The sequence below is a fragment of the Actinomadura sp. GC306 genome (assembly GCF_004348665.1).
Lineage (GTDB): Bacteria > Actinomycetota > Actinomycetes > Streptosporangiales > Streptosporangiaceae > Spirillospora.
Genome location: NZ_SMKM01000065.1, coordinates 21,283 through 27,527, shown reverse-complemented (window position 1 = coordinate 27,527; position 6,245 = coordinate 21,283). Strand labels below are relative to the sequence as shown.

Genomic DNA, 6,245 nt, shown 5'->3' with positions numbered 1-6,245 from the left:
GTTGTCCACCATGCCGTGGCCGAGCGCCCCGGCGTCCCCTGGAAGACCGTTCCCCGAGGGCCCGGTACCGCCGCCCTGGCAGCCCGCTCCAAGGACGCCGCGCCAGCCTGAGGGCGATGCGCTCCGGGCCGGCTCGGTCCTGGCCTACTTCCTCCCGTTCTTCACCAGCCTGTTCCTTCTGCTCGGCCGCAGCCGGAACGTCAGGTACCACGCGATCCACAGCGCCCTCACCGACGCGCTGACGACCGGTTACATCATTACGGCGAGCATCCCGCTACTGGTGTACAGCGGTATCAGGTACGGCTCGGAGGAGATCCCTCCAGAGGACGTGCCGTTCAACGTCTACATAGTGGGGTGGTTCGTCGTCCCGCTGGCCTTGCGCGCCTATTGCCTGTACCAGGTCACCCGGAAGGGAACCGCCCGGCTCAAGCTCATCGGACCCCTGGCGCACCGCCTCGCCTACGGCAGTCCTGTGGACGCAGGCCGTCGTCCATAGAGAGGTCGCCAGGTGGACGTGGCCCAGCTCAAGCTCATTGGACCGTTGGCGCACCGTCTCGCCTATAAGAGTCCTGTGGACGCGGGCCGCCGTCCCTGGAAAGGTCGCCCGGGGACGGCGCCGCCGGGCTCCCGCGTCGCAGGTCAGCGGACGCCGCGGGGGCGGAACTGGATGCTGATGCGGGGGCCGGTCACGCGGGCGCTCTTCGGGATGGCGTGCTCCCACGTCCGCTGGCAACTGCCGCCCATCACGATGAGGTCGCCGTGTCCCAGCTCATGGCGGACGGTCTGCCCGCCGCCGCGGGGACGCAGCAGCAGGCTCCGCGGCGTTCCCACCGACAGGATGGCGACCATCGTGTCCTCCGTGGACCCGCGCCCGATCCGGTCGCCGTGCCACGCCACACTGTCGCGCCCGTCGCGGTACAGGCATAGGCCCGCCGTCCGGAAGGGCTCCCCGAGTTCGGCGGCGTAGTGCCTGTTGAGCGCCGCCTTGGCCTCGTCCAGGACGGGGTCGGGCAGCTCGTCGTCCTCGTCGTAGAAGGACAGCAGGCGTGGCACGTCCACGACCCGGTCGTACATGCGCCGACGCTCGGCGCGCCACGGCACGGACGTGTGCAGCCGCTCGAACAGCGCGTCCGCGCCGGGAATCCAGGCGGGCAGGTGGTCCACCCAGGCGCCGTGAGCGAGCGGAGTCCGCCGCGCCGCAGCCAGTGGCCGCGGACCGCGCTCCTCCGTGCCGTCGTCCAGCAGCGACCCTTGAAACATGCATCCACTTTAACCCCGCAGTCAAACATGTGTTCGATCATGAACCGTCCGACCTGCGCGTTCGGGGAGCCGGGGGCCGGCAAGACGCCGCATAACGGGATGCACGGGTGCCGCGGTCGGGGCCGCGGCGACACCTCAATCGTTCGGAGAAGGGCGGGAGGTCCTGCCCGCTCGCCCAGCAGGCTGCCCGAGGTGGTCGCGCGCCTCGGGATGGCCGAGGCCGGCGGCGCGTGCGAACAGGTCGGCGGCGGTGGCGTCGTCGCCCCGCGCCTGGAACATCAGGGCAAGGCGGTAGGTCGCGCCCGGGTGGTCGCTGTGCGACGCGCTCCGGTAGTAGGTCTCGGCGCCGGTGCGCGAGCCCGCGGCGGTTCCGGGCGTCCTCGGGCCGAGGTCGTAGCCGGGAAGGGTGAGCTCGTAGGCGCACTCGGCGGCCATCGCCGTGCGCATGTCGGATTCGGCGTGGACGAGGACCTTCGCGACGACGTCTCCGCCTTCGGCGGCCGACCGCAGCCAGGGCAGGGCCTCGTCCGGCAGGTTCTCGCAGAGCAGGAGGACCCCGAGCCGGCAGGCGGCGTCGAGGTCACCGCCCTTGGCGGCCTGCAGCAGGTCGACGCCATGGGAGCCGAACATCGTGCGGTAGCGGCTCACGAGCGGCGGTTCGGGAGGGGGCAGCGACTCTAACCACTGCCGCAGTTCGGCGTCGTCGAGGAGGACGTCGTGGCCGAGGACGTCGGGGTCGGCGGAGTTCGCGGTGCCGGCGCCGGCGGGCGGCGTCGCGCGGTCGCCGGCCGGCCACCCGCCGGACGAGGACCAGGTGCCGCAGCGGTCCCGGGGCGTCTCCTCGGCGCCGTGCCCGGTGGCGGCCAGGGCCGCCGGTTCGGGCACGGGCGCCGAGAGCGGCGGTGGAGAAGGCGTCGAGCCGACCCGTGCGGCCCGGTAGTGCTCGTGCCAGTCGGGCAGGGACGCCGTGCCGGGGTCGTCCAGGCAGGCTCCGCTCCTCCGCGCGTAGTCCTGGCAGGCCAGCACGTAGGTGGCCACCCAGCCCCACGCGGGCAGGCGCATGCGGCGCCGGCCGAGGTGGTCGCTGAGCGCGGTCACCGTCAGCGCCCGCAGCTTCGGGTGCTCTTGCTTGTAGCGGGCCATCACCTGCGTCGAGCTGGTCGCCAGGTCCCGCAGGCTGGGCGAGCCGCACTCCTCGCGCAGCCGGACGAGCCGGTCGATGAACTCGTCGAGCGGCGCGGCGCCGGAAAGTGACTCGTCGGTCATGTCTGGCCTAACTGATCGTCATTTACCGATCATGAAACTCGGGGTAAATAGTCTCATTCCTGAGTATTGCGAGGTGCCTGGGACGGTGTCCTGGATTGTTCCACTTCGCACCGACAGTGAATGAACCTCCTGGTGAGAGAGATGGGCCGGTACGGACCGGGACTACTCGGAACGGTTCGGAACGGTTCGGAACGAAGCCCGAAAACAATTCACGAATACTGGTCGGTAGATCATCCTGCGCGGGTACGCCGTCCGGCTTGCGAGTCAAGGCCGGTGTCAGTCGTGCGTGGGCGGGCGGGCCGTGCACCGAGTCGTTCCGTTCGGTTCCGATGGACCGGTTCGGCTGCGAGCGCTCCCAGCGCGGTGGCGTACTGGACGCTCACAGACATCTTCGACCTTCCGGAAAAGGCCATCTATGTCGACGATCACACTTTTCGAGGCGGAGACCGGGCAGCCGTGGAGTCCCGGTCGGCGCCTCAGGCCCGAGCCCGTCCCGCTGGCACCGCGCAGCGACGACGAGCACCTGGCGTTCCTGCTGGTGGCCACGTGGTCCCTGCGCACGGGACGGCGGCTGCGGCACGCACCGCCCGATCAGCTCACCGAGGCCGAGCTGCTGGAGTTCTGGAGCGATCCCGAGTACGGCCGCTCACCCGTCGCTCCCGCATGCGGTCCGAGGCCGGATTCGTGCTCGGCGGGACGGTGCTGCCGCCGGCGCTCGTCCACCGGTTCCGGCGGCGGTGGCCACGTCCCGCAGAACCACCCCACCCGTGCAACCGGGGACGTGGTCACCGGGGGGCCTGCCACGTCCGACAGAAGGGGAGGACGGTCATGATGGAGGCCGACCCCACCGCGGAGATGTCCCCGTCCCGGCGGGCGCGACGGGCGGTGAACGTCCACCCGCCCGACCCGGTCGCGATGCAGCGCGAATTCGGGCCGAGCATGCACACGACCCTGCTCGCCGTGGACATCGGCTCCTTCGGGAGGCTCGACCGCGACGACCTCGCGCAGCTGCACGTGCGCCGCCACATGTACCAGCTGCTGGTCGAGTCCTTCGAGATGACCCGCCTGCCCTGGCTGGACTGCCACCGCGAGGACCGCGGCGACGGCGCGCTGATCATCGCCCCGCCCGAGGTGCCCGCCACCGACTTCCTGGATCCGCTGGCCCACCACCTGACCGCGGTCCTGCGCCGCTACAACCGCCTTGCCAGCGACGCCGCGCGGCTGCGGCTCCGGCTGGCCGTCCACTTCGGGCTCGTCCACCGCGACGCCCACGGTGTCGCCGGGCGGTCGCTCGTCCACCTGTTCCGGCTGCTGGAAGCGCCCGCGTTCAAGCGCGCCTTCGCCGGTACCGGCGCCGAACTCGGCCTGGTCGTCTCCGACCAGCTCTACCAGCAGGCGTGCGCGTCCGGGGGCCTCGTCGACCCGGCCGCCTACAGGTCCGTCCGCGTCAACGCCAAGGAGACCAAGGCCCGCGCCTGGTCCTGGTTCGGCCACTAGTGCGGCGTCCACACCCGGCCTGCTACTCGTCGACTTGCGGCGTGTTGCCCTTTCCGGGATCCCGGAAAGGGCAACACGCCGCAAGTCAACGCACCCGGTGGGCCTTGGTGGGGCTTCCCGGTGCCGCGCGGCGGCCGCCGGGGTGTCAGAAGTCGTTCAGCAGGTCCTTGAGGAACGCCGTGGTGGTGGCGGGCTGGGCGGCGCGGATGCCGAGGAGGTCCATGATCTCCTGGTAACGCGCGGCCTCCTGGCCCTCGGGGTAGCGGGCTCCGGTGAGCTGTTCGAGGTAGACCATGTCGGGGAGGTCGTGCTCGGCGAACCGGACGATCGTGATCGGGCCGCCGAGGGCCAGGTGGCCGCCCGCCGCGAACGGCAGGACCTGGATCTTCACGTTCGGCATGCCCTCCGACACCGCGATCAGGTGCTCGATCTGGGCGCGCATCGTCTCCGGCCCGCCGATCGGCCGGCGCAGCGCCGCCTCGTCGATGACCGTCCAGAACCGGACCGGGGCGATGGGCCGGTGCAGGATCCGCTGCCTCGACATCCGCAGGCAGAGGCGCCGGTCGAAGCCCTCGTACGCCGCGTCGTGGTGCTCCAGCGCGATGACCGCCCGCGCGTAGTCGGCGGTCTGCAGCAGCCCGGGGACGTACTGCACCTCGTAGTTGCGGATCGTCGACGCGGACTGCTCCAGCCCGAGGTACTGCTCGAACCAGCTCGGCACGGCCTCGCCGTAGCTCTGCCACCAGCCGGGCTTGCGGGCCTGCTCGGCGAGCTCGATGAGGGACGCGCGCTCGTCGGCGTCGCGGACGCCGTACAGGTCGAGCAGGTCGGTGATGTCGCGCATCTTGAATCCGTGCCGGCCGAGTTCGAGGCGGCTCATCTTGGAGGCGGACCCGCGGATCGCCCGCCCGGCCTCGGCCCGGCCGATCCCCTTCTCCTCGCGCATGCGCCGCAGCCGCGCACCGATCTGCATGCGGAGCGCGGTCGAGTTATGGCCGGCCTGCCGATTGTCGAGCACGGGCTTCCCAGCTCCTCATCTGTCCCGGCAACCCTCGGAGGGTCTCACAGACAATGGCGGACGCGCAGGGAACCTCCGGTCAGAGATATGTAACTCAACGCTGATGGCCGGCGTCGCTAAATACCCTTTAGGGACCGTTCCAATCGGGGCGGTATTACCGCATCGGGATGAGCGCGTCCAAATCGGCCCTCGTCACGCGCGCCCGTTCGGCGACCCCGTCACGGTCCGTCCCCGCACGGTGCACGATTTCGATCGCGCGCGTCAGCATTGTCGGCTGCTCAAGGGGCTGTGAAGGCCCGGGTTCATGGCGCCGCCATCCGCGCGAACTCAGCGTGCTCATCGCGTTGCGGTACGCGGTCTCGGTCATGATTCCGAGCGTGCGCGCCCGGTAGAGCAGCGCCGCCATGCTGACACCCCACGCTGTTTTCAGGACGGCGAGCCGCTCCCAATCGGCGTGTGCGGGCAATTCCCCGGCGATGTCGTCCGCCGGCATCAGGAATTCTGCTGCGAACCTGTGCGCCTGGTCCTCGACGACCTTTTCCCCGGGTTCGGCATCGGCGTGCATCACCAGGTGCCCCAGCTCATGGGCGGCGTCGAACCGGTTGCGCCAGTAATCGCCCTTGGCCGGATTGAAGAAGACCATCGGCCGCGGATGAACGCCCACACTGAACGCGTCGACCCGCTCGGCGGCCTCCGGGAGGACGAGCACGATGACGCCGTTCGCCTCCAGCAGGCGGACGACGTGCGGGACCGGGCCCGCCTCGTCCAGCAGGGCCTTGCGGGTCAGCCGCGCGGCCTCCACGGGCCCGCTCCCGGCGATCTCGTCCGGCGGGACGGGGTGCTCGGGCAGTGCCACCGCGGGGAAGTCGACGAGGGTCTCCAGGACGGCGACGACATCGGTGGCGATGCGCCCGTACGCGAGGGCCTGGTCGCGCTCGATCTGGCTGGTCGAGCGCAGGGAGCGGAAGTGCGCCCCGTCCATGGAGACGGGGCTGCGGCCGGCTTGGAAGAACGCGACCGGCACGCCCAGCGCGATCGCCAGGCGCCGCAGCGTCGGCTCCTCCGGACGTTGCACGCCCGCCTCGTACTGCCCGATCGCTTTCGGCGTCGTCCCCACGGCCTGCGCGAGCTGGTTCTTGCGCATGCCCCGCAGCCGCCGGGCAAGCGTCAGCCGCTCGCAGTCGAACAGCACCCCGCGCCACCC

At 70.9% G+C, this 6,245-nt stretch carries 7 protein-coding genes; 3 read left to right on the top strand and 4 right to left on the bottom strand.

Annotated elements, in window-relative coordinates; all coding sequences use genetic code 11:
• A partial coding sequence (locus E1200_RS33670) for a hypothetical protein (protein ID WP_207933312.1) occupies positions 1 to 496 on the top strand: 496 nt, incomplete at its 5' end.
• Positions 497 to 639: 143 nt separating this feature from the next.
• Here the strand turns inward: E1200_RS33670 and E1200_RS12415 are convergent.
• Both E1200_RS12415 and E1200_RS12410 read right to left on the bottom strand, forming a co-directional pair.
• Positions 640 to 1,260 (bottom strand): alpha-ketoglutarate-dependent dioxygenase AlkB, encoded by a 621-nt coding sequence (locus tag E1200_RS12415; protein ID WP_131952006.1) that lies wholly within the window; start codon positions 1,258 to 1,260, stop codon positions 640 to 642.
• A gap of 135 nt (positions 1,261 to 1,395) precedes the next feature.
• Complete coding sequence (locus E1200_RS12410; protein ID WP_131952005.1) at positions 1,396 to 2,526, bottom strand: sel1 repeat family protein; 1,131 nt, start codon at positions 2,524 to 2,526, stop codon at positions 1,396 to 1,398.
• Between the two features lie 415 nt (positions 2,527 to 2,941).
• Here E1200_RS12410 and E1200_RS12405 point away from each other — a divergent pair, with 415 nt between their 5' ends.
• Both E1200_RS12405 and E1200_RS12400 read left to right on the top strand, forming a co-directional pair.
• A complete protein-coding gene (locus E1200_RS12405) occupies positions 2,942 to 3,358 on the top strand; it encodes a hypothetical protein (RefSeq protein WP_131952004.1) in 417 nt (138 codons plus the stop codon).
• Positions 3,355 to 4,023, top strand: a complete 669-nt coding sequence (locus E1200_RS12400) for a hypothetical protein (RefSeq protein WP_131952003.1) — start codon at positions 3,355 to 3,357, stop codon at positions 4,021 to 4,023. Before E1200_RS12405 ends, E1200_RS12400 begins: the two co-directional genes overlap by 4 nt.
• Positions 4,024 to 4,168: 145 nt before the next feature.
• On the opposite strand, the gene E1200_RS12395 is transcribed toward E1200_RS12400, so the two are convergent.
• Both E1200_RS12395 and E1200_RS12390 read right to left on the bottom strand, forming a co-directional pair.
• Positions 4,169 to 5,041 (bottom strand): helix-turn-helix transcriptional regulator, encoded by an 873-nt coding sequence (locus tag E1200_RS12395; RefSeq protein WP_243708508.1) that lies wholly within the window; start codon positions 5,039 to 5,041, stop codon positions 4,169 to 4,171.
• A 154-nt stretch (positions 5,042 to 5,195) separates the two neighbouring features.
• Positions 5,196 to 6,233 (bottom strand): ImmA/IrrE family metallo-endopeptidase, encoded by a 1,038-nt coding sequence (locus tag E1200_RS12390; RefSeq protein WP_243708507.1) that lies wholly within the window; start codon positions 6,231 to 6,233, stop codon positions 5,196 to 5,198.
• Positions 6,234 to 6,245: the final 12 nt, after the last annotated feature.